We start from the raw sequence: 20,034 nt of genomic DNA on the forward strand, positions 1-20,034 counted from the left end.
GCCCGTGTCAGGCGCCTTCACTTCAGGAGTTAGCGGTGGGCCAGCGGGTAGGTGAAGAGCGCTAGATGGGCGAAGTTGAAGGCGAAGTGGATCAGGATGGCCACGGAGAGTCGCCCGCTGAGCTGGAATGCCAGGCCATAGCAGCAGCCTGCCAGGGTCGCAAACAGCGCCAGCAGTGGGCCACTGGGCAGGTGGATGGCTCCGAACAGTAGCGCAGCCACGACGATGCCAATCCAGGGGCGGTAACGCTCGGTCAACCCCTGCTGGATAGCTCCACGAAACAGCGCTTCTTCCGCCACGCAGGTGAACAGCAGATTGTTGAGTGCAAACAGCCACCACCAGTGGGGCAGACCCACTTCCGGTTTCAGTGCCCCCAGTTGCCAGGCGATGACCAGCAGGGCACCCAGCGGCAGCAGTAACAGGGCCAGCGGGCGCCAGCGGATGGCGCCCCCCTTGCCCAGCAGCATCGGGCAGGCCAGCAGCAAGCCAAAGAGCAGCAGCGGCTTGTCGAGGTTCAGATACATGTTGAACGGCACGCTGGCGGGGCCTGCCAGCGCCTGATCCAGCACCTTGAGATTGTTGAAGCCGGGGAGCAGGTGCAGGGTCAGCGCAATCGCCCAGAGGATCAGCACCACTCTGGCCACCATCGCCCAGCGGGCGGGGAGGGTTGGCGTACGCCACGCCAGCAGTAATCCTGCGACCAAGACCAGCAGGGCGGGTAGCGTCATTCGGTCAAGCCACAGGGCCAGCAGCAGGGAGAGTCCCAGCAGGGCAAAGGCGGGAAGACGTTGGCGGAAGAGGGCAAGCAGCACGGCCAGTGCCAGCGCGCCCCAGATAAATGAGTCGGGGAGGGGTAACATTGGATCTCCTTGATCGAGGCAGGCGGCAACCTTAACAAGTGGGCGTCAGCAGGACAACCGCGCAGGAGGTGGTCGGATCCCTTCTCTATACTCATCAACAGGGTAAAGGGAGAGCAGCTGATGAAGCACTGTCTGTGGTTGTTGTGTTGTTGGTGTGTCTGGCTGCAGGCCGCACTCTTGCTGCTGGTGACCGGTGAGTTCACCCCCTATACCGGCAAGGCACTGCCTGAAGGCGGCGAGAGCACCCGGCTGGTGACGACCCTGCTGCAAGAGGCCGGGTATCGAGAGCTCCAGGTCGACTACCTGCCCTGGCCCCGCGGCTATCAGTTGACCCGCAATGGGTTGGTTGCGGCCACCTTCCCCTACGCCTGGACTGCCGAGCGGGCCAAGCTCTTCCACTACAGCGCTCCCATTCATATAGATCGCCTCTCCTGGTTCACCTATCGGGGGAGTGAGGCCATTCAGGCTGGCCGTTGGCAAGGGCTGCGTGTCTGCATTCCGCTGGGGTGGAGCACCAGCCATGCCGACGGGGTGATCAAGCGTTTCGGGCTGGATCTGCAGCGTCCCAAGACACTGGCACAATGTCTGCAACTGCTGGATCGCAAACGGATCGATCTGCTGCCGATGAACGAGACGGTGACCCGGGATGCCAGCCGTCAGCTGTTTGGCGACCCCTGCCATCTGCAGGCATTGCCCCACTTTCGTCAGAGCGACACTTTTTATCTGATCATTTCACGGCAGTATCCGGAGGCCGCCAACCTGCTTGAGCGCTTCAATCATGCCCTGGCTGCCGCCCGTGCCGATGGTCGCTATGACCAACTGGTCTCCCGAGCCGGAAAGGGGATCGATTGCCGTTGAGAGTGCCTGGGCGGAAAACAAAAAACCGGAGCAGTGGCTCCGGCTTTCTTTTATGCCTTCAGGGGCGATTAGCGGCCTGATTCTGCGATCACGCGGGCGATGATATCGGCGCGCTTGCTGGCTTCCAGTTCGCCCAGGGCGATCAGGCCAGCCTTGAAGATGACGTTCTTCGGCAGGCTGACATCGTCCAGCGTGGCGATCGCTTCAACGTGCATGCCGTTCAGACGGCTGGCATCGCGCGGGCTCAGGTTGACCTGGGTGTTCATCACCTGCTTGCCTTTCTTCTTGGCAGGTGCAGCCGCTTTCTTGGTGGATTCCTGTTCTTCGTCTTCCGGCAGTTCGTCATCAAAATCGTAAATAGACATAGTCAATCCTGTTGAGTTAGGCAAAAGGGCACGTTTGCCCGATATTGGGTCAATCAGCCCATATCCTCGTTACGGATAAAGGCGCGCCAGGAGCCGAGCACCTGGGCAAAATCTTCCAGCCCACACATGGCCAGCTGTTCATCATCGTAGTAGGCGAGATCGTCAAGATCCTCACCCAGCTCGATATTGAGGGCGTTGGCTTTCACCTCCGCCTCTTCATGGGTCAGCAGCAGGGAGTAGTCACCGCCGTTGAGCCGGTATTCGACTCGGGTGCGGTTGGAGAGCTGATCAATGATGGAGAAGAGCTCGTCGAGCTTCTCTTCATCCTTGCCAACCTCGTCGATCAGCCACTGACCGATGGCTTCATGGCCCATGGAGAACCGGGCGCGATAGCCACCAAACGGGTCGCGGCGAAATTCATAATCCATAGCACAGTCCAGATCGGAGGGATGGGCCATCACGGGCAGGCGGGTGCAAGCACGCAATTCCTGCTCCATGGCGGGGCACACATCGGGTAAAGTGGCCTATTCTAGCGATCCCCCTCTCGCTTGTCTTGATGATGTGGCATCTTTGCGCCCATGTGCCCTGAATCGCCTCGTGGTGGCGTAGCCAGATCAGCCCCTTGTCCGGAGATGTTATGCAGCTAAACGATAACCTTGCCCGCCAGATCGTCTCACGGGCGATGAAGATCCTGTCGTTCTCGGTCAACGTGATGGACGAACGTGGCCTCATCATTGCGTCCGGCAATCCGGAGCGGATCCATCAGCGTCACGAAGGGGCCGTGCTGGCATTGACAGAAAACCGGGTGGTGGAGATCAGCGAAGCGACTGCCTTGCAGCTCAAAGGGGTGCGACCCGGCATCAATTTGCCCATCTCCTATCAGGGGGAGCTGCTGGGGGTGATCGGTATCTCTGGCGAGCCGGAGGAAGTGCGTGCTTACGCCGAGCTGGTGCGAATGACGGCAGAGCTGATCCTGGAGCAGGCGGCGCTCACCGAGCAGTTGCAGTGGGACAAGCGCCACAAGGAGGAGCTGGTGTTGCAGCTCATTCGTGGTGAGGGACGAGTCGATCAATTGCTGCAGGCGGCCCGTTTTCTCGGACTGGATTTGGCCCAGCCTAGGGTGGTGGCCGTGCTGGCCCTGGAGGAGGCGGATCCGGCGCGTCTGCGGGAGCTGGTTCATCAGCTGGAGAACCCGGAGCGGGACAATCTGGTCGCCATCAACGGGCTCGACGAGATAGTGGTGCTCAAACCGGCGCAGTTGAGTGAGGGCGTCTGGCAATCGGCGCAGGAGCGCAGCCGGATCAAGCAGTTGCTGGCCCGCATTCCCCACTTCAAGGTGCATATCGCGGTGGGCGATTACTTCGCCGGGATCGACGGGCTGGCGCGCTCTTACCAGACTGCGCGGGATACATTGCGCCGTGGCATGCGGCAGGCGCCGCGCAAACAGGTCTACTTCTTTGAGGACTACCGTTTGCCGGTGCTGCTGGGCAGTCTGGCGGACTCCTGGCAGGCGGATCAGCTGCGCACACCGCTGCAGAAACTGGCCCGGGAAGATGGCAAGGGGGTGCTGCAGAAGACCCTGCGCCACTATTTCTTGCAGGATTGTGATCTGCATCGCTGTGCCGAAGCCCTGTTTATTCACCCCAATACCCTGCGCTATCGGCTGGGGCGGATAGAGCAGATAACCGGGTTGAATTTCAACAAGTTAGACGACAAATTTTTGCTCTATCTCGGCCTTAATCTCGACTTGTGATTGTAAAATTAGATAAAAAACTACTTTTGCATGACATGTTTTTTGGCTATTCAGCCAAAGCATTCTGATTGCAGATCTCCATAATGGCGGCCATTCACTCCCATTGAAGGTGTCCGTCATGATCCCGGTTACTGCCCTTGGCGCCATCGCGGCGCTCTCCATCGCCATCATCCTCATTTTGAAAAAGGTGCCGCCCGCTTACGGCATGATCGTGGGTGCCTTGGCCGGTGGCCTGATTGGCGGTGCCGATCTGACCCAGACCGTCGCCCTGATGATCGGCGGTGCCCAGGGGATCACCACAGCTGTGATGCGGATCCTGGCGGCCGGTGTGCTGGCGGGCGTACTGATCGAATCGGGCGCGGCTACCACTATCGCCGAGACCATCGTCAAGAAACTTGGTGAAACCCGCGCCCTGCTGGCGCTGGCGCTGGCAACCCTGATCCTGACTGCGGTCGGCGTGTTCGTGGATGTGGCCGTTATCACGGTCGCCCCCATCGCGCTGGCCATCGCCCGCCGTGCCGACCTCTCCAAGGCGGCCATCCTGCTGGCGATGATCGGCGGCGGCAAGGCGGGTAACGTCATGTCCCCCAACCCCAACGCCATTGCCGCGGCTGATGCCTTTCATCTGCCCCTCACCTCTGTGATGGCTGCGGGCATCATCCCGGGTCTGTTCGGTCTGGTGATGGCCTACTGGCTGGCCAAGAGGTTGAACAACAAGGGCAGCAAGGTTGCTGCTGATGAAGTGGTGAGCGTTGCCGGTGCCAAGTTGCCGGGCTTTGCCGCCGCCATCAGTGCACCACTGGTCGCCATCCTGCTGCTGGCCCTGCGGCCGGTCGCCGGTATCGTGGTGGATCCGCTGATTGCACTGCCCCTCGGTGGTCTGGTCGGCGCCCTGATGATGGGTAAATTCAGCAAGGTGAACCAGTTTGCAGTCTCCGGCCTCGCCCGCATGGCGCCGGTCGCCATCATGCTGCTGGGTACCGGTACCCTTGCAGGCATCATCGCCAACTCAGGCCTGAAAGATGTGCTGATCAGCGGCCTGACCGCCTCCGGTCTGCCCTCCTACCTGCTGGCGCCCATCTCCGGTGCCCTGATGTCGCTGGCGACAGCCTCGACCACCGCCGGTACCGTGGTGGCCTCCAACGTATTCAGCTCCACCCTGATTGAACTGGGGATCAGCAGTCTGGCCGGAGCAGCCATGATCCATGCCGGTGCCACTGTGTTTGACCACATGCCCCACGGCTCCTTCTTCCATGCCACCGGTGGCAGCGTCCACATGGGCGTGGGTGAGCGCCTGAAACTTATCCCTTACGAAACCGCAGTCGGTCTGACCATTGCCACTGTCTCCACCCTGATGTTTGGCGTGTTTGGCCTCGCCTAAGGAATTGATATGAAAATTGTTATTGCCCCCGATTCATTCAAGGAGAGTCTGAGCGCCATGGCGGTGGCTGATGCCATCGAGGCCGGTTTCAAGCAGGTGCTGCCGAACGCCACCTACGTCAAATTGCCGATGGCCGATGGCGGTGAAGGTACGGTGCAATCGCTGGTCGATGCCACCGGTGGCAGGATCCTGCCGGTCGAAGTGACCGCGCCTCTTGGCAACAAGGTGCAGGGCTTCGTCGGCCTGCTGGGTGATGGCGAGCGCGCCGTCATCGAGATGGCTGCCGCCTCCGGCATCCATCTGGTGGCGCCCGAGCAGCGCAATCCGCTGCTCACCTCCAGCTTCGGCACCGGCGAGCTGATCCTGGCCGCGCTGGAGATGGGGGTGAAGCACCTTATTCTCGGTATCGGCGGCAGCGCCACCAATGACGGCGGAGCCGGTATGATCCAGGCGCTCGGCGGCAAGTTGCTCAAAGCCGATGGCTCTGCCATCGAGCTGGGTGGCGCGGGTCTCGGTGAGCTCGAGACCATCGACCTGAGCGGTCTGGATCCGCGTCTGGGCGAGCTGGTTATCGAGGTGGCGTGTGATGTGAACAACCCGCTGTGCGGCCCGAAAGGCGCCTCTGCGGTGTTTGGCCCGCAGAAGGGGGCAACGCCCGAGATGGTTGTCGAACTTGATGCCAACCTCTCCCGTTATGCCGACTGCATTGAGCAGGCCCTTGGCAAGCAGGTGAAGGATATTCCGGGGGCGGGCGCTGCCGGTGGCATGGGGGCCGCGCTGGTCGGTCTGCTTGGTGCCGAACTCAAGCCCGGCATCCAGATCGTCATCGAAGCGCTGAAACTGGCCGAGGAAGTGGCCGATGCGGACCTGGTTATCACCGGCGAAGGGCGCATCGACAGCCAGACCATCCATGGCAAGACGCCAATCGGTGTCGCACGTTGCGCCAAGCAGTTCGGCAAGCCGGTGATCGGCATCTCCGGTTGCCTGACCGACGATTGCGGTGTGGTACACGATCACGGGCTGGACGCGGTATTCGCCGTGGTCAACCGCGCCATGTCTCTGCCGGAGGCGCTGGAGAGCGCCAGCACCAACATTCAGCTGACTGCGCGCAACGTAGCAGCGCTCTATCAGCTCAAGGGCTGATCCGGTTCGGCCGATGGGCGCCATCGGCCACTCAATATCCCCGTTTGGGGCATCTCCCATCCCGCGAGATGTCTGACTGCCCTGGCACTTATTTGCCGATCCATCGTGATCGGCTCTTTTCTTTCTGCTTCTTTGTCTTGCCACACTTTTGACTCCATGGGTCAGCGCGGTTTTGATAGGCGCACATCTCCCTTTACGGCATAGTGGTCGTACCAAGTACAAGGAGAGACTCATGTTCCTGCTGACCCTGGGGGTTGCGCTGTTTACCCTGATCCATCTCTACCCCTGTTTTGCGGTGGCCCATCGGGCGCGACTGAGAGAACGGCTGGGTGAGAATCGCTACAAGGGGCTCTTCTCATTGCTGGTGTTTGTCGCCATCGCCTGCATCATCGCCGGTTGGCGCTCGGCCAGCTCGCTGCCGCTCTACTTCCTGCCCGAGTGGGGGCCGATGACCATGACGGTGATGATGCCCTTTGCGCTGATCCTCTTCTTCTCCGGCCAGGGGCCCAACCATCTGCGGCGCTGGCTGGTGCATCCCCAACTGCTCGGTACCCTGCTCTGGGCGGTGGCCCATCTGCTGGTCAACAGCGAGGCGCGCTCTCTGGTGTTGTTTGGCGGCATCGGGCTGTGGGCGCTGGTGAGCATGGTCTGGATTTCGGTGCGGGACTGGCAGCGATATCCCCGCCCGGCGGCGAACTGGACGGGCACCGGCATCAGCGTTGGGGCGGGCCTGGCTGCCACCGCGCTGCTGGTGTTCTGGGGCCACGGCTGGCTGACCGGCATTCCCCTGCATTGAGAGTGAACTGCGGCTCTGGTAAACGCGTATGATGGACAAAACAAAAGGAGTCTTGGCGATGAAATGGTTCACTCTGTTGCTGTTATTGGGGACCGGCGCGGCCTCTGCGGCGTGCCCCGATTATTTCAATGTGGAGATGCGGGAGCTCAACAATGCCCAGCGCCACAACCTCTGTCAGCTGACCGAGGGCAAGGTAGTGCTGGTGGTCAATACCGCCTCCTACTGCGGCTACAGCGGCCAGTTCCGCGATCTGGAGAAGCTCTACCAGAGCTACAAGGATAAAGGGCTGATTATTCTGGGCTTCCCCTCCAACGACTTCTGGCAGGAGGCGGGCAACGAGACCAAGACCGCCGAGGTATGCCGCCGCGACTATGGCGTCACCTTCCCGATGTTCAATCGGGTAGCGGTGCGGGGCTCCGATGCAGTGCCACTGTTCAAGGGGCTGGCGGCGGCCGCTGACGGGGATGAGCCGAACTGGAACTTCCACAAGTATCTGGTGGGGCGCGATGGCAAGCTGATCGCCAGCTACGGTGCCAATCAGAATCCGGCTGACGATCCCCTCAAACTGCAGATCACCCGGGCGCTGGGGCTCTGACCCTACCCCTTGGCGGGCGGCTCTGGAATAATGGGCTCCCGCCACTCAATCCGGTTATCCTGTGCTGCAACGTCTTCCTCAAATGGTGATCTTCGATGCGCTGGTGCGCGAGCAGGGGATCTCTGCCGCCGCCCGTCGTCTCGGGGTCTCCAAATCCCATATCAGCAAGCAGCTGGCGCTGCTGGAGACCACCCTTGGCGCCCAGCTGGTGCAGCGCACCACCCGCCGCTTCGTCCTGACCGAGCTGGGTCAGGAGTATGCCCGTCACTGCCATGCGCTGGTGGCAGTGGCGCAGGAGGCTGACTCCATGATCGCCGAGCGGCGTGGCAAGGTGAGTGGCGTGCTCCATCTCGGGGTGGGCCAATCATTTGGTCGTCTGCACGTAATTCCTCATCTCAAGGCGTTTCAAGATCGCTATCCCGAGCTGGAGCTGGAGGTCTCGCTGTTCGACCACAGAACCAATCTGGTGGATGAGGGGCTGGATCTCTGGCTCACCACCTATGAGGACAAGCCGGAAGGGCTGGTGGGACAGCGGCTGGCCGACATTGGCTTCGTGGTGGCGGCTTCGCCGGATTACCTGCTGAGCCACGGCACGCCGCTCCATCCCAAGGATCTGGCCCAGCACAACTGCATCACTTACCAGAGTCGGGAGCGGCGCTATCACCAGTGGTCGTTTCGCCAGGGCAAGGAGCGCCAGACGGTGCAGGTGGCGGGCAACTATCGGGTGGATATGGCGGAGGCGGTGCGCGATGCGGCGCTTGCCGGGCTCGGCATCGCCTATATTGCCAACTACTTGCTGGACAAGGAGCTACAGAGCGGCAAGCTGATCCCTGTGCTGCCAGGGTGGCGACCGAACCAGCAGATGGCGGTACATGCCGTTTATGCCCGTCGCGAACATCTGGATCCCAAGATCCGTCTCTTCATCGATTTCCTCAAGGCCCGCTTTGGCCCTGAACCCTATTGGGAGCAGCGACTGGCCCCCTGGCTCGGGGGTAAATTGTCCGGCGGTGAGGAATAATTGTTTCCATATAAGAACTCTCGATTTCTCCTGATACTAAAATCGAACCAAATCAGCCAGTTGGCGCAACCGATATCGTGCAAACGTTTTTTCTAACAGGGTTGTAACCAAGCGGACTTGCAGTGACGGGGTGAGAGGCGCAGAATCCGCGCCCATCTTTTGCCCCACCTGATGGAGTCCCTATGATTGCCCTGCTCGGCATCCTGAGTATCCTGGCGCTTGCCGTCATCTGCTCTGATAATCGTCGTCGTATCCCGTTGCGAACAGTTGGCCTTGCCCTCTGCCTGCAAATCATGTTTGCCGGTCTGGTGCTCTGGCTGCCTGCCGGTCAGCATGTGCTGAACGGGGTCAGTGAGAGCGTAAGTAGCGTGATCGGTTATGGTCAGGAGGGGATCGCCTTCCTGTTCGGCGATCTGGCCAAGTTCAAGCTGGGCTTCATCTTTGCCTTCAACGTGTTGCCGGTCATCATCTTCTTCTCCGCGGTGATCGCCATCCTCTACCACATCGGTATCATGCCGCGGGTGATCGCCCTGCTGGGTGGTGGCTTGCAGAAGCTGCTGGGCACCGGCCGCGCCGAGAGCCTCTCCGCGACCGCCAACATCTTCGTTGGCATGGTGGAAGCGCCGCTGGTGGTCAAACCCTACCTCTCCAAGATGTCCGATTCCCAGTTCTTCGCTGTGATGAGCTGTGGTCTCGCCTCCGTCGCCGGTGGCACCCTGGTGGGTTATGCCAGCCTCGGGGTTGAGCTGAAATACCTGATCGCTGCCGCCTTCATGTCGGCCCCTGCCGGTCTGGCGATGGCCAAAATCCTGGTGCCGCCGGGAGCTGAAGAGGTCGATCACCATCAGGATGTGGAGATCCCCCGCGCTACCAACGTGATCGAAGCGGCGGCCGATGGCGCCATGTCCGGCCTCAATATCGCGGTGGCGGTCGGTGCCACCCTGCTGGCCTTCGTTGGCGTGATCGCCATGCTCAATGGCCTGCTCGGCTGGGCTGGCGGTCTGGTAGGGCTGGATCTGAGCTTCCAGATCATTCTGGGCTGGCTGTTTGCCCCCGTCTCCTGGCTGATCGGGGTACCCTGGGATCAGGCGCAAGCCGCTGGCGCCCTGATCGGTACCAAGATCGTGGTCAACGAGTTCGTCGCCTTTATCGGTCTGGTGCAGGATCAGACCCTGAGCGAGTCGAGCAAGGCCATCGTGACCTTCGCCCTGTGCGGCTTTGCCAACATCTCCTCCATGGCGATCCTGATCGGCGGTCTGGGCTCCATGGTGCCGGAGCGCAAATCCTTCATCGCCCGTTACGGCATGCGCGCCATTCTCTCCGGCGTGCTGGCGAACCTGATGAGCGCCTGTCTGGCCGGTCTGTTCCTCGCCCTGTAACAGTCGCGGTACGGAATAGATGTAACAAGGGCGCCCTGATGGCGCCCTTGTCATATGGATAAAATGAAGCCCCGACCTTGGTCGGGGCTTCTTGTTGCTGCTCAGTCGACGTAGAAGGTCTGCTGGAAGCTGAGGTTCTGTTGCTGCCCACCGCCCATGATCTTCAGGGTGAACTGATAGGTATCTTCGTTGCGGTAGGGGAGGGTCGCCAGATAGTAGATGGCATCCCCCTCTTTTACCTCCTGAAAGTTCAGGGTGCGGATGGTACCGGTCAGGTTCTTGGCCTCACCGGTGATCCCCACGGCTTGCGCCACTTTCTGCTTGTCCTGTACCGCGATATTGATGATGGCGTTGTAGCGGCTGCGCTCCAGTCCATACGCTTTGGCGACCTCGGGGGTGAGGAAGCTGGAGTTGAAGGCGTTGTAGTGCACCAGCCAGGGCCCCAGCTCCTTCATCTGTTCTGCCTTGAGCGGCAGGGTCATCAGCAGTGCCAGCAGGCTACTCATCCAGGCTGTTTTCATCTGTCATCCCTCTCATATCTACGGTTGGCGCAGGCCGATTCATTCAGCCTTGTGTGTCATTCAGCAGTGTACTCACTTCTTGCGGCAACTGTTTGGGGCTGTCGATGGCGACGGTTTTGTGTCGCCCCAGCTCGCCCCGCACTATGGTTACCTGGCCCTTGGCCACCTTGAACTGCTTGGCCAGAAACTTGATCAGATGGCTGTTGGCCTGGCCATCGACGGGCGGCGCCGTGATGGCCACTTTCAGCTCTTCACCATGCAATCCGATGATCTGATCCCGACTCGCCTTGGGCTGGATCACCAGATGCAGTACCAGTTCATCCCCTTGTTGCAGGACGGCTGGCATCAAATCATCCACCACAGCTGGCCGAACAGGTCACCCAGCAGGTAGTTGATGGCTTGCAGGCCGATAAAGGCGACCAGCACCGAGAGATCCAGTCCGCCCAGTGCCGGCAGTACGCGGCGGATAGGAGCGAGGAACGGCTCGGTCAGCTGATGCATCACGTATTCGATGGGGTTGCGGCCCTGGCTGATCCAGCTCAGGATGGCGCGGATCAGAAGTACCCAGAAGATCATCGAGCCCGCTTTTTTCAGCACGGTCAGCGCGGCAAACAGGCTGATGCTGAGCCAGTCCGCCAGCAGTACGTTCATGCTCTTGAGCAGGGCCAGCTTGAGGAAGGCGACAGCCAGCGCCAGCACCACGGAGGCGAGATCGATGCCGCCAAAGCCCGGGATAACGCGGCGCAGCGGGATCACCAGCGGATTGGTCAGCTTGACCACCATCTGGCTCATCGGGTTGTAGAAGTCGGCACGGGCCCACTGCAGCCAGACGCGCAGCAGGATCACCATCAGGTAGAGATCGAAAACGGTGTTAATCAGAAAGTAAGCAGTGTTCATCTGGGCTCCTGTTAGAAGAGGGTTTCCATTTCGGTGGCGCGAGCAACGGCTGCCTGCATGGCTTGCGCAGTCAGCGGCATCAGCCCCTGCTGCTGGAATGTCTTGATGGCTTCGGCTGTGGTGCCGCCCTTGCTGGTCACCTGCTCACGCAGGGTCTGCAGCGCCAGCTCCGGGTTTTGCTCCACCATGGCGGCTGCGCCCAGCGCGGTCTGCTGCACCAGCAGGCGTGCTTGCTCGGGCGAGAAGCCCAGTGCCTCCGCCTCTTCGGCGATGGCCTGCATAAAGAGGAAGAAGTAGGCCGGAGCACTGCCCGCCGCGGCGATGACGCCGTTGATGCCGGACTCCTGCTCCACCCAGAGGGTCTTGCCGACCGCCTGCATCATCTGCTCGGCAAAGTCGCGATCCGCGGCGGCAATATGTTCGGGTGCATAGAGACCGGTCATGCCCAGACCCAGCAGAGCAGGGGTATTGGGCATGGTGCGGATGATGCGGTCATGGCCACCGGCCATCTCGCCAAGGCGCGCCACCTTGATACCGGCCGCGATGGAGATGAGCAGCTTGCCCTCAAGGGAGCCCAGCTCGGCAACCAGCGCTGCCAGCATGCCGGCCATCAACTGCGGCTTGACCGCCAGCACGATCACTTCGGCGTCACGGGCCGCCTCGGCATTACTCTGGGTGATGCGAATGCCATGTTCCCTCGCCAGCGCCTCCAGCTTGGGCAGACTGGGGTTGGCAGCAGTGATCTGCTCGGCGGGATAACCCGCCTTGACCAGTCCGGCGATGATGCTGCGGCTCATGTTGCCCGCGCCGATAAAGGCCAGCGTTCTATGCTGCATCAGATGCTCCTGTTGCACATGGGGTCGCGGCGGGGTGGGTGCTGCCTGCACCACCAGATGCCAGAATTTGGTGTTCCATCAAACGCTCCTGTTGATGAAGTCGCGGCAAGAGGCGGACGTATGGGTTATCCGCTGGCCTTGCCTATGAGTAGTCACGGGCGCCGAAGATGGCGGTGCCGACCCGCACCATGGTGCTACCGTGGGCGATCGCCAGTTCGAGATCTTCGGTCATCCCCATCGAGAGGGTATCCACCGAGGGGTATTGTCGCGCAAGCTCGGTGAACAGAGTCTGCATACGGGTCATTTGGGCGGCCAGTACGCCCTCGTCGCTGGTGTGCTCGGGAATGGCCATCAGCCCCCGCAGCACCAGTCGCTCACTGTGAGAGACCAGCTCGGCAAGGCGGAAAATCTCTTGTTCCGACGTTCCGGATTTGCTGCTCTCTCCGCTAATATTGATTTGCAGACAAACATTTAGCGGTGCCATTGTAGTTGGGCGCTGGTTGTTGAGGCGGTCGATCAGCTTGTCCCGATCCACGCTCTGCACCCAGTCAAACCGTTCGGCGACCAGTTTGGATTTGTTCGATTGCAAAGGGCCGATAAAGTGCCACTCTATGTCGCTATATTCCGGCTGCTGGCGCAAGGTATCGATCTTGGCCGCTGCTTCCTGGGCGTAGGATTCGCCAAAGCAGCGCTGACCTGCGGCATGGGCAGCCATGATGGCCTCGACCGGCTTGGTCTTGCTCACGGCCAGCAGGCGGATCTGCTGCAGGTTGCGGCTCGCCCGTTCGGCGGCCTGGGCAATACGTTCCTTTACCTGAAACAGGTGCTGGGCAATCTGGTTCATATTTCGTTAGTGATCTTGTGATGGGAGAATGACAAGTCTATGGATATCACAGAGTTATTGGCTTTCAGTGTAAAGCATAAAGCCTCGGATCTACACCTCTCGGCCGGGGTTCCCCCGATGATCAGGGTTGATGGTGAGGTTCGCAAGATCAATTTGCCCGCCCTGGAACATCGGGAAGTGCATGCCCTCATTTACGACATCATGAACGACCATCAGCGCAAGGAGCTGGAGGAGAATTTCGAGGTCGACTTCTCGTTCGAGGTACCCAATCTGGCCCGTTTCCGGGTCAACGCCTTCCAGCAGGCACGCGGTTCGGGCGCGGTATTTCGTACCATCCCCAGCACTGTGCTGAGCCTCGAGGATCTCGATGCGCCGGAGATCTTCCGCAAGATCGCCGAGTTCCCGCGGGGTCTGGTACTGGTGACCGGCCCGACCGGTTCCGGTAAGTCGACCACCCTGGCGGCCATGGTCAACTACATCAACGAGAACTTCCATCACCATATCCTCACCATCGAAGACCCCATCGAATTCGTCCACGAGAACAAGCGCTGTCTGGTGAACCAGCGGGAAGTGCACCGTGATACCAAGAGCTTCAGCAACGCCCTGCGCTCGGCACTGCGGGAAGACCCGGACATCATTCTGGTGGGCGAGATGCGCGACCTTGAGACCATTCGTTTGGCCATGACCGCCGCCGAAACTGGCCATCTGGTGTTTGGCACCCTGCACACCTCGTCGGCGGCCAAGACCATCGACCGTATCATCGACGTCTTCCCCGGTGCGGAGAAGGACATGGTGCGCTCCATGCTCTCCGAATCCCTGCGGGCGGTCATCTCCCAGACCCTGCTCAAGCGCATTGGTGGCGGCCGAGTGGCGGCCCACGAGATCATGATGGGCATTCCGGCGGTGCGTAACCTGATCCGGGAGGACAAGATTGCCCAGCTCTACTCGGTGATCCAGACCGGGATGACCCACGGCATGCAGACCATGGATCAGAGTCTCAAGCAGCTGGTGAGTCGCGGTGTGGTGGCATCCCTCGATGCCAAGGCCAAGGCCGTCGATCCCAACAGCATTTAAGCGACTCGCACCCAGGGAGGGATAGATGATGAATCTGGATGATCTGCTGAGCGAGCTGGTCGAGCGAAAGGGATCGGATCTGTTTGTGACGGTGGGCTCGCCGCCCACCCTCAAGGTGAATGGCCATCTGGTGTCGCTGGGGGGGGAAGCGCTCGACAAGAAGGGGGCGCTGACGTTGGTCAGGGATACCCTCAGCAGCGATCACTTCGAGCGCTATATCCGCACCAAGGAGGCCAACTACGCGATCTATCGCGAAGCGCTTGGCCGTTTTCGGGTCAGTGCCTTCTGGCAGCAGGAGCTGCCCGGCATGGTGGTGCGGCGTATCGAGACCCGCATTCCCACCTTTGAAGATCTGCAGCTACCCAAGATCCTGCAAGAGGTGGCGATGGCCAAGCGGGGACTGGTGCTGTTTGTCGGCGCCACCGGGGCGGGCAAATCGACCACCCAGGCAGCGATGATCGGCTATCGCAACCAGCATGCCGATGGTCACATTCTGACGGTGGAAGATCCGGTGGAGTTCGTTCATCAGCATGGTCGCAGTCTGGTGACCCAGCGAGAGGTGGGGATCGACACCGAGTCGTTCGATGTGGCGCTGAAAAGTTCGCTGCGTCAGGCGCCGGACGTGATCCTGATCGGCGAGATCCGAAGTCAGGAGACCATGGAGTTTGCCCTGCAGTTCGCCGAGACGGGCCATCTTTGTCTCGCCACTTTGCATGCCAACAATGCCAACCAGGCGCTGGATCGCATCCTCCATCTGGTGCCGCAAGACAAACACCGCCAGTTCCTGTTCGATCTCTCTTTCAACCTCAAGGCCATCGTCGCCCAGCAGCTGGTGCCGAGTATGGATGGCAAGCGGCGCTGCGCCGCGTTCGAGATCCTGCTCAATACCCCGCTCATCACCGACATTATCCGCAAAGGAGAGATGCATCGCCTCAAGGAGGTGATGACCAAATCGACCGAGCTGGGTATGCAGACCTTCGATCAGGCGCTTTTCAGCCTGTTCTGCGCCGGCCAGATTGGCTACAGTGAGGCACTCGCCCACGCCGACTCGGCCAACGACCTGCGACTGCTGATCAAGCTCTCCGGTCGCGAGCGGCTCGGCACAGGCACGCTGGACAATGTGACGCTGGATGAATGAATCATGGGGCTGCTCTGCCGTTCGGCCCCTCGCCATAAAGGAACGTTATGCTGATTGTGGTTTCCCCGGCCAAGACGCTGGATTACGAGTCACCGCTGGTGACACCCCGTTTCACCCAACCCGAGCTGCTGGATCACTCCGCCGAACTGATTAGTCGTGCCCGCCAACTGAGCCCTGACCAGATCGCTACTCTGATGAAGATCAGCGACAAGCTGGCCGGTCTCAATGCTGCCCGTTTTGCCGAGTGGCAGCTAGATTTCACCCCTGCCAACGCCCGTCAGGCGCTGCTGGCCTTCAAGGGGGATGTCTACACCGGATTGGCGGTGGAGGATTTCAGCGAGGCCGATTTTGACTTCGCTCAGGCACACCTGCGGATGCTCTCAGGCCTCTATGGCGTGTTGCGTCCCCTCGACCTGATGATGCCCTACCGGCTGGAGATGGGGACCAAGCTCGACAATAGTCGCGGCAAGGATCTTTACCAGTTCTGGGGGGAGGTGATCACTCACCACCTAAACGACGCGCTGGCTGCGCAGGGGGATGAAATGCTGATCAATCTGGCCTCCGACGAGTATTTCAAGTCGGTACGACCCAAGAGCCTGAAAGGGCGGATTGTCACACCGGTGTTCAAGGATGAGAAGAATGGCCAGTTCAAGATCATCAGCTTCTACGCCAAGAAGGCGCGCGGCATGATGGCTCGCCACATCATCAAGCACCGTCTGACCGAGGTGGAACAGCTGACCGGTTTCAACGCCGAGGGCTACTACTTCGTGCCGGAAGAGTCGGACGCCAATACCCTGATGTTTAAACGCGCCGAAAATTAATTACAAAAAGAGGGAACCAATCTTTCGACCCACGGGTCTGAATATGTGAATCCTCTGTTGTAAGCACTTTTTATTCGCCGACGTTTGATACGTCGGCTTTTTTATTGCCGTTTTTATTGTCCATCGATTGCCTTCGCCGGGACTATGTGGTTCAGATAGACTCAAGACAGGGAGCGAGTCGTCGTGAGGTGAATATGGAACAGAAAAATGCCATTCGGCAGGTTGCCGTACCTTGGGCTCCGTCCCGCCAGCTCCCACCCGGGCTGGTCGTTGCCGAGCTGCATCAGGATCTCTGGAGCGACTCCCTGACCATCATGCTGGGTCGGGCACGCAGCATCGATCTGCCCCCGCAAATCCTCTGCCGGGTCTATTTTCGCCATATCTATGCCCTGCGGGTCATCGAAGATTGCGATCTGGCCGAGGGGAAGGATAGCCACGCTATCGAAGAGCAGATCCAGCTCATCACCCCATCCCGTTTTGCCAGCTGGTTCCATCAGGAGTCGGACGGCCTGCATCTGGATGAAGATCTGCAGCACTATCGCATCTCGACCTGGGATTATTGCGCCGATGTGCTGACCTCCTCGGCGCCGGAGCTGCAGTTCCTGCCCCAGAGCGAGTAGCCAGCTGTTACGTCAGAGGCGAAGGATGATCCTTCGCCTCTTGGTTTTTGGGCGGGCGCAGATTTTGTGGCGTTCAGGCCATTCAGCTTGGGTGGTGGCCTGTTGTGTCGGCACAAAAAAAGCGCCTCAGAGGAGGCGCGGGGAAAAAGACAGATTGGAAGCGTCACATGGGTGCTACTTGAATCAGCGAATGAGCCGTGCCATTCAAGTATGGAGCCATCATGCCAAGCTCAATCTGAAGTAGTTCTGAGGCGATTCTTCATTTTCTGTTCATCTTGTCAGCAAAGCGTGGCTACTGGCTGAAAGCCTTTTCATTTTGGCCACGATATTGTCCCGTTCCTCTCCGGGGCGGTCATCGTGTCATGGGACCAGCTCGAATGCTGTGCCTGCCTGTTCCAGTGCCAGCAACCAGCGCTTGATGGGAATGCCACCAGCATAGCCGGTCAGATCGCCGCTGCGTCCGATCACCCGATGGCAGGGCACTATGATGCTCAGCGGATTGCGGCCATTGGCAGCGCCTACTGCTCGCACTGCCTTGGGATTGCCGATAGCCTGGGCAATCTCGAGATAGCTCACGGTCTCGCCATAGGAGATATCACACAAAGCGTTCCACACTGTTTGCTGGAACGGGGTGCCCTTCGCTGCCATGGGTAGATCGAACTGCTGCAATTTTCCGGCGAAATAGGCGGTGAACTGGGCGAGATAGGGGGCCAGCGCCTTGTCATCCCGTTGCCAGTCAGTTTGCGGCATGACGGGCCGCTCCCCGTGCATAAACTCCACGTGGCGCAGGCCATCCTGATCGATGGAGACCAGCAGCGGGCCGCGGGCGCTGTCGCAAAAACTGTATCTCATCGGCTGACATCCTTTGGGGGCTGGGGGCTGGCTCAGTCCAGAACCGGTTTGCCGCGGGCGGACTTGATATCCCCCTTGCGTTTCTTGGCATCGACCCGTTTGCGCTGGGAGCTGCGGGTCGGCTTGGTGGCATGACGAGCCTTGGGTCGCCAGGCTGCTTTCTTCAGCAACTCCACCAGACGGCTCATCGCCTCCTTGCGGTTCATGTCCTGGCTGCGATGGCTCTCGACCCGGATCAGGATAAAGCCATCGTGTACCCGGCTGTCGCTCAGCTTGTCGAGACCCTCCTTGTAGAGGGGCGTCAGGCTGGGAGAGTTGCGGTAATCGAAGCGCAACCAGACGGCGGAGTCGGTCTTGTTGACGTGCTGTCCACCGTTGCCCTGTGCCCGCATGGTCTGAAATTGCAGCTCATGCCAGGGAATCGTGACGCTGTTGGAGATAACTAACATGCTGTTTTGCTCTTGTTTGGTGCATACCCGCTGACCGCTGCAGCATGGTGCCTCATTATGGGGCGTACTGGCCGGTTATGGGGATGTGCCTGGCGAATGGCGCAGGCATTAAACTCTATCCATATGAAATAAAACAATAAAAATACTTGGCATAAGAATTGAAACCCGATTCATGACACACCATGGATTGGGAGCAACCAGATGAAGCTGATTAGTGCGATTATCAAACCGTTCAAGTTGGACGATGTCCGCGAGGCTATTGCCAACCTGGGGGTGGAAGGGCTGACCGTGTCCGAGGTCAAGGGATTTGGCCGCCAGAAGGGACACACCGAATTATACCGGGGAGCCGAGTATCAGGTCGACTTCCTGCCGAAGGTGAAGCTGGAGATTGCCACCGCCGATGATAACGTGGAAGGGGTGATTGAGGCGATCTGCAAGGCGGCCTATACCGGCAAGATCGGCGACGGCAAGATTTTTGTCTACGACTTGCTGCAAGCGGTGCGCATCCGCACCGGCGAGAGTGACGACGAGGCGCTGTGATGAACCGCATCCGTGACGTACAGATCTGTTGACCTCCCAATGTCGGGAATTCCCGATGGAGTGAGCGCTTATTGAAGCCTGATCAACATAACGTTTTGCTCAGAAGAGGCCGAATGGGATTCCATCCGGCCCTTTTCATTTATGGGTGATTAAATATGTGATGTGGCGACGGCGAGCTTTCTTGATCCGCTTATAAGATGTATGCAGAATGCAAACGGAAATCGTTATCACTCTGTATAGCTAATCAAGGAATGGATGATGAAAATGAAGATGTTGGCACTGGCTTTCTCTGCGTTGGCAGCTCAGTCGGCATTGGCGGCCGGGGAAGTGAATGTCTACTCCAACCGGCAGGATGAGCTGATCAAGCCCATCATCCAGCAGTTCGAGAAGGAATCTGGCATCAAGGTGAACGTGGTGTTCGCCAAAGAGGGATTGAACGAGCGTCTGGAGCGGGAAGGCAAGCTCTCTCCGGCCGACCTGATGCTGACCGTCGATATCAGCCGTCTGACCGATCTGGTGGACAAGGGGCTGGTGCAGCCGGTAGACAGCAAGATCCTGCAGGAGAACATCCCCGCCATCTATCGTGATCCGGAGAATCGCTGGTTCGCCCTGACCACCCGGGTTCGCGCCATCTACTCCAGCAAGGAGCGCCTCGGCAAGCTCGATACCATCAGCTACGAAGATCTGGCCAAACCGGAATTCAAAGGGAAAATCTGCACCCGCAGCGGCAAGCATGAGTACAATGTGGCGCTGGTCTCCTCCATGATTGCCCATCACGGCATGGCCGAGACCAAAACCTGGCTGGAAGGGGTCAAGGCCAACCTGGCGCGCAAGCCGCAGGGCAACGACCGGGATCAGGTCAAGGCGATCAAGGATGGTATCTGTGACGTGTCACTCGGCAACAGCTACTATCTGGGCGCCATGTTGAAAGATCCTGCTCAGAAGTCCTGGGCGGATGCGGTCTATATCAACTTCCCGAACCAGGCTGACCGCGGTGCCCACGTCAACGTGAGCGGCGTGGCCATGACCAAGTATGCCAAGAACAAGGCCGAGGCCCAGAAGCTGATGGAGTTTCTGGCTGGTGACACCGCCCAGCACATGTATGCGGATGTGAACGCCGAATATCCGGTCAAGGCCGGAGTCGAGCCTTCCGCCATGGTCAAGTCCTGGGGCAGTTTCAAGTCTGACGCGCTACCGGTCAGCGATTACGCCAAGCACCGCAAGGACGCCTTGCAGTTGCTGGATGAAGTGAAGTTCGACTTGTAATCAGATGGGGCCAACGGCCCCATCAACA

At 59.7% G+C, this 20,034-nt stretch carries 24 protein-coding genes; 14 read left to right on the forward strand and 10 right to left on the reverse strand.

What is annotated here, in order from left to right:
* Positions 1-29: 29 nt before the first annotated feature.
* Entirely contained in the window at positions 30-860 is an 831-nt protein-coding gene (locus ACB035_RS12835) for a lysostaphin resistance A-like protein (RefSeq protein ID WP_371167414.1), read from the reverse strand.
* A gap of 120 nt (positions 861-980) precedes the next feature.
* Here ACB035_RS12835 and ACB035_RS12840 point away from each other — a divergent pair, with 120 nt between their 5' ends.
* Entirely contained in the window at positions 981-1,718 is a 738-nt protein-coding gene (locus ACB035_RS12840) for a substrate-binding periplasmic protein (RefSeq protein ID WP_371167415.1), read from the forward strand.
* A 68-nt stretch (positions 1,719-1,786) separates the two neighbouring features.
* On the opposite strand, the gene ACB035_RS12845 is transcribed toward ACB035_RS12840, so the two are convergent.
* Both ACB035_RS12845 and ACB035_RS12850 read right to left on the reverse strand, forming a co-directional pair.
* Positions 1,787-2,083 carry a hypothetical protein gene (locus tag ACB035_RS12845; RefSeq protein WP_005340323.1) on the reverse strand — a complete coding sequence of 99 codons (297 nt, stop codon included), beginning with the start codon at positions 2,081-2,083 and terminating at the stop codon, positions 1,787-1,789.
* Positions 2,084-2,136: 53 nt separating this feature from the next.
* Entirely contained in the window at positions 2,137-2,511 is a 375-nt protein-coding gene (locus tag ACB035_RS12850; RefSeq protein ID WP_031227767.1) for a YacL family protein, read from the reverse strand.
* 209 nt (positions 2,512-2,720) lie between these two features.
* Between ACB035_RS12850 and ACB035_RS12855 the strand changes: the two genes are divergently transcribed.
* The 7 genes from ACB035_RS12855 (at position 2,721) to ACB035_RS12885 (ending at position 10,148) form a co-directional block, all read left to right on the forward strand.
* Positions 2,721-3,836 carry a sugar diacid recognition domain-containing protein gene (locus tag ACB035_RS12855; RefSeq protein ID WP_371167416.1) on the forward strand — a complete coding sequence of 372 codons (1,116 nt, stop codon included), beginning with the start codon at positions 2,721-2,723 and terminating at the stop codon, positions 3,834-3,836.
* A gap of 118 nt (positions 3,837-3,954) precedes the next feature.
* The gene (locus ACB035_RS12860) at positions 3,955-5,217 is read left to right on the forward strand and encodes a GntP family permease (RefSeq protein ID WP_371167417.1); all 1,263 of its coding nucleotides are present in this window, start codon (positions 3,955-3,957) and stop codon (positions 5,215-5,217) included.
* A gap of 9 nt (positions 5,218-5,226) precedes the next feature.
* Positions 5,227-6,360, forward strand: coding sequence for a glycerate kinase (locus tag ACB035_RS12865; RefSeq protein WP_263084794.1), 1,134 nt, complete (start codon positions 5,227-5,229; stop codon positions 6,358-6,360).
* Positions 6,361-6,592: 232 nt separating this feature from the next.
* Positions 6,593-7,156, forward strand: a complete 564-nt coding sequence (locus ACB035_RS12870) for an NnrU family protein (protein WP_042084306.1) — start codon at positions 6,593-6,595, stop codon at positions 7,154-7,156.
* A 58-nt stretch (positions 7,157-7,214) separates the two neighbouring features.
* Positions 7,215-7,751, forward strand: coding sequence for a glutathione peroxidase (locus tag ACB035_RS12875; protein ID WP_123173810.1), 537 nt, complete (start codon positions 7,215-7,217; stop codon positions 7,749-7,751).
* Between the two features lie 82 nt (positions 7,752-7,833).
* Complete coding sequence (locus ACB035_RS12880) at positions 7,834-8,769, forward strand: LysR family transcriptional regulator (RefSeq protein ID WP_005340335.1); 936 nt, start codon at positions 7,834-7,836, stop codon at positions 8,767-8,769.
* Positions 8,770-8,951: 182 nt separating this feature from the next.
* Positions 8,952-10,148 (forward strand): NupC/NupG family nucleoside CNT transporter, encoded by a 1,197-nt coding sequence (locus tag ACB035_RS12885; protein WP_005348874.1) that lies wholly within the window; start codon positions 8,952-8,954, stop codon positions 10,146-10,148.
* Between the two features lie 101 nt (positions 10,149-10,249).
* Here ACB035_RS12885 and ACB035_RS12890 read toward each other — a convergent pair whose 3' ends face one another.
* The 5 genes from ACB035_RS12890 to ACB035_RS12910 form a co-directional block, all read right to left on the reverse strand.
* Positions 10,250-10,669 (reverse strand): DUF4426 domain-containing protein, encoded by a 420-nt coding sequence (locus ACB035_RS12890; RefSeq protein ID WP_108613294.1) that lies wholly within the window; start codon positions 10,667-10,669, stop codon positions 10,250-10,252.
* A 43-nt stretch (positions 10,670-10,712) separates the two neighbouring features.
* Positions 10,713-11,015 carry a DUF167 family protein YggU gene (gene yggU / locus ACB035_RS12895; protein WP_201958626.1) on the reverse strand — a complete coding sequence of 101 codons (303 nt, stop codon included), beginning with the start codon at positions 11,013-11,015 and terminating at the stop codon, positions 10,713-10,715.
* Positions 11,015-11,566, reverse strand: coding sequence for a YggT family protein (locus ACB035_RS12900; protein WP_323906461.1), 552 nt, complete (start codon positions 11,564-11,566; stop codon positions 11,015-11,017). The genes yggU and ACB035_RS12900 overlap by 1 nt, the downstream gene beginning before the upstream one ends.
* 11 nt (positions 11,567-11,577) lie before the next feature.
* Positions 11,578-12,402, reverse strand: coding sequence for a pyrroline-5-carboxylate reductase (proC, locus tag ACB035_RS12905; RefSeq protein ID WP_323906462.1), 825 nt, complete (start codon positions 12,400-12,402; stop codon positions 11,578-11,580).
* A 142-nt stretch (positions 12,403-12,544) separates the two neighbouring features.
* Complete coding sequence (locus ACB035_RS12910) at positions 12,545-13,246, reverse strand: YggS family pyridoxal phosphate-dependent enzyme (protein ID WP_371167418.1); 702 nt, start codon at positions 13,244-13,246, stop codon at positions 12,545-12,547.
* A gap of 39 nt (positions 13,247-13,285) precedes the next feature.
* Between ACB035_RS12910 and tapT the strand changes: the two genes are divergently transcribed.
* From tapT to ACB035_RS12930, 4 genes are all read left to right on the forward strand, one after another.
* Entirely contained in the window at positions 13,286-14,320 is a 1,035-nt protein-coding gene (gene tapT / locus ACB035_RS12915) for a type IVa pilus ATPase TapT (RefSeq protein WP_005340354.1), read from the forward strand.
* A gap of 28 nt (positions 14,321-14,348) precedes the next feature.
* On the forward strand, positions 14,349-15,458 hold the full coding sequence (tapU, locus tag ACB035_RS12920; RefSeq protein ID WP_005340356.1) for a type IVa pilus ATPase TapU: 1,110 nt from the start codon (positions 14,349-14,351) through the stop codon (positions 15,456-15,458).
* Positions 15,459-15,505: 47 nt separating this feature from the next.
* Entirely contained in the window at positions 15,506-16,279 is a 774-nt protein-coding gene (gene yaaA, locus ACB035_RS12925) for a peroxide stress protein YaaA (protein WP_371167419.1), read from the forward strand.
* A gap of 194 nt (positions 16,280-16,473) precedes the next feature.
* Positions 16,474-16,899: a hypothetical protein gene (locus tag ACB035_RS12930; RefSeq protein ID WP_005340360.1), complete on the forward strand. Its 426-nt coding sequence runs from the start codon at positions 16,474-16,476 to the stop codon at positions 16,897-16,899.
* Positions 16,900-17,259: 360 nt separating this feature from the next.
* On the opposite strand, the gene ACB035_RS12935 is transcribed toward ACB035_RS12930, so the two are convergent.
* Both ACB035_RS12935 and arfB read right to left on the reverse strand, forming a co-directional pair.
* Positions 17,260-17,751 (reverse strand): methylated-DNA--[protein]-cysteine S-methyltransferase, encoded by a 492-nt coding sequence (locus ACB035_RS12935; protein WP_371167420.1) that lies wholly within the window; start codon positions 17,749-17,751, stop codon positions 17,260-17,262.
* 32 nt (positions 17,752-17,783) lie between these two features.
* A complete protein-coding gene (gene arfB / locus ACB035_RS12940) occupies positions 17,784-18,200 on the reverse strand; it encodes an alternative ribosome rescue aminoacyl-tRNA hydrolase ArfB (protein WP_021230947.1) in 417 nt (138 codons plus the stop codon).
* Between the two features lie 201 nt (positions 18,201-18,401).
* Here arfB and glnK point away from each other — a divergent pair, with 201 nt between their 5' ends.
* Positions 18,402-18,740, forward strand: coding sequence for a P-II family nitrogen regulator (glnK, locus tag ACB035_RS12945; protein ID WP_005341406.1), 339 nt, complete (start codon positions 18,402-18,404; stop codon positions 18,738-18,740).
* Between the two features lie 258 nt (positions 18,741-18,998).
* Positions 18,999-20,006: a Fe(3+) ABC transporter substrate-binding protein gene (locus ACB035_RS12950; protein ID WP_005357960.1), complete on the forward strand. Its 1,008-nt coding sequence runs from the start codon at positions 18,999-19,001 to the stop codon at positions 20,004-20,006.
* The last annotated feature ends 28 nt before the right edge of the window (positions 20,007-20,034 follow it).

This window comes from Aeromonas sp. S12(2024) (genome assembly GCF_041402305.1).
Lineage (GTDB): Bacteria > Pseudomonadota > Gammaproteobacteria > Enterobacterales > Aeromonadaceae > Aeromonas > Aeromonas veronii.

Bases quoted from the DNA above. Each gene is read 5' to 3' on its own strand.
- ACB035_RS12835 (WP_371167414.1), bottom strand. From the start codon at position 860: ATGTTACCCCTCCCCGACTCATTTATCTGGGGCGCGCTGGCACTGGCC.
- ACB035_RS12840 (WP_371167415.1), top strand. From the start codon at position 981: ATGAAGCACTGTCTGTGGTTGTTGTGTTGTTGGTGTGTCTGGCTGCAG.
- ACB035_RS12845 (WP_005340323.1), bottom strand. From the start codon at position 2,083: ATGTCTATTTACGATTTTGATGACGAACTGCCGGAAGACGAAGAACAG.
- ACB035_RS12850 (WP_031227767.1), bottom strand. From the start codon at position 2,511: ATGGATTATGAATTTCGCCGCGACCCGTTTGGTGGCTATCGCGCCCGG.
- ACB035_RS12855 (WP_371167416.1), top strand. From the start codon at position 2,721: ATGCAGCTAAACGATAACCTTGCCCGCCAGATCGTCTCACGGGCGATG.
- ACB035_RS12860 (WP_371167417.1), top strand. From the start codon at position 3,955: ATGATCCCGGTTACTGCCCTTGGCGCCATCGCGGCGCTCTCCATCGCC.
- ACB035_RS12865 (WP_263084794.1), top strand. From the start codon at position 5,227: ATGAAAATTGTTATTGCCCCCGATTCATTCAAGGAGAGTCTGAGCGCC.
- ACB035_RS12870 (WP_042084306.1), top strand. From the start codon at position 6,593: ATGTTCCTGCTGACCCTGGGGGTTGCGCTGTTTACCCTGATCCATCTC.
- ACB035_RS12875 (WP_123173810.1), top strand. From the start codon at position 7,215: ATGAAATGGTTCACTCTGTTGCTGTTATTGGGGACCGGCGCGGCCTCT.
- ACB035_RS12880 (WP_005340335.1), top strand. From the start codon at position 7,834: ATGGTGATCTTCGATGCGCTGGTGCGCGAGCAGGGGATCTCTGCCGCC.
- ACB035_RS12885 (WP_005348874.1), top strand. From the start codon at position 8,952: ATGATTGCCCTGCTCGGCATCCTGAGTATCCTGGCGCTTGCCGTCATC.
- ACB035_RS12890 (WP_108613294.1), bottom strand. From the start codon at position 10,669: ATGAAAACAGCCTGGATGAGTAGCCTGCTGGCACTGCTGATGACCCTG.
- yggU (WP_201958626.1), bottom strand. From the start codon at position 11,015: ATGCCAGCCGTCCTGCAACAAGGGGATGAACTGGTACTGCATCTGGTG.
- ACB035_RS12900 (WP_323906461.1), bottom strand. From the start codon at position 11,566: ATGAACACTGCTTACTTTCTGATTAACACCGTTTTCGATCTCTACCTG.
- proC (WP_323906462.1), bottom strand. From the start codon at position 12,402: ATGCAGCATAGAACGCTGGCCTTTATCGGCGCGGGCAACATGAGCCGC.
- ACB035_RS12910 (WP_371167418.1), bottom strand. From the start codon at position 13,246: ATGAACCAGATTGCCCAGCACCTGTTTCAGGTAAAGGAACGTATTGCC.
- tapT (WP_005340354.1), top strand. From the start codon at position 13,286: ATGGATATCACAGAGTTATTGGCTTTCAGTGTAAAGCATAAAGCCTCG.
- tapU (WP_005340356.1), top strand. From the start codon at position 14,349: ATGAATCTGGATGATCTGCTGAGCGAGCTGGTCGAGCGAAAGGGATCG.
- yaaA (WP_371167419.1), top strand. From the start codon at position 15,506: ATGCTGATTGTGGTTTCCCCGGCCAAGACGCTGGATTACGAGTCACCG.
- ACB035_RS12930 (WP_005340360.1), top strand. From the start codon at position 16,474: ATGGAACAGAAAAATGCCATTCGGCAGGTTGCCGTACCTTGGGCTCCG.
- ACB035_RS12935 (WP_371167420.1), bottom strand. From the start codon at position 17,751: ATGAGATACAGTTTTTGCGACAGCGCCCGCGGCCCGCTGCTGGTCTCC.
- arfB (WP_021230947.1), bottom strand. From the start codon at position 18,200: ATGTTAGTTATCTCCAACAGCGTCACGATTCCCTGGCATGAGCTGCAA.
- glnK (WP_005341406.1), top strand. From the start codon at position 18,402: ATGAAGCTGATTAGTGCGATTATCAAACCGTTCAAGTTGGACGATGTC.
- ACB035_RS12950 (WP_005357960.1), top strand. From the start codon at position 18,999: ATGAAAATGAAGATGTTGGCACTGGCTTTCTCTGCGTTGGCAGCTCAG.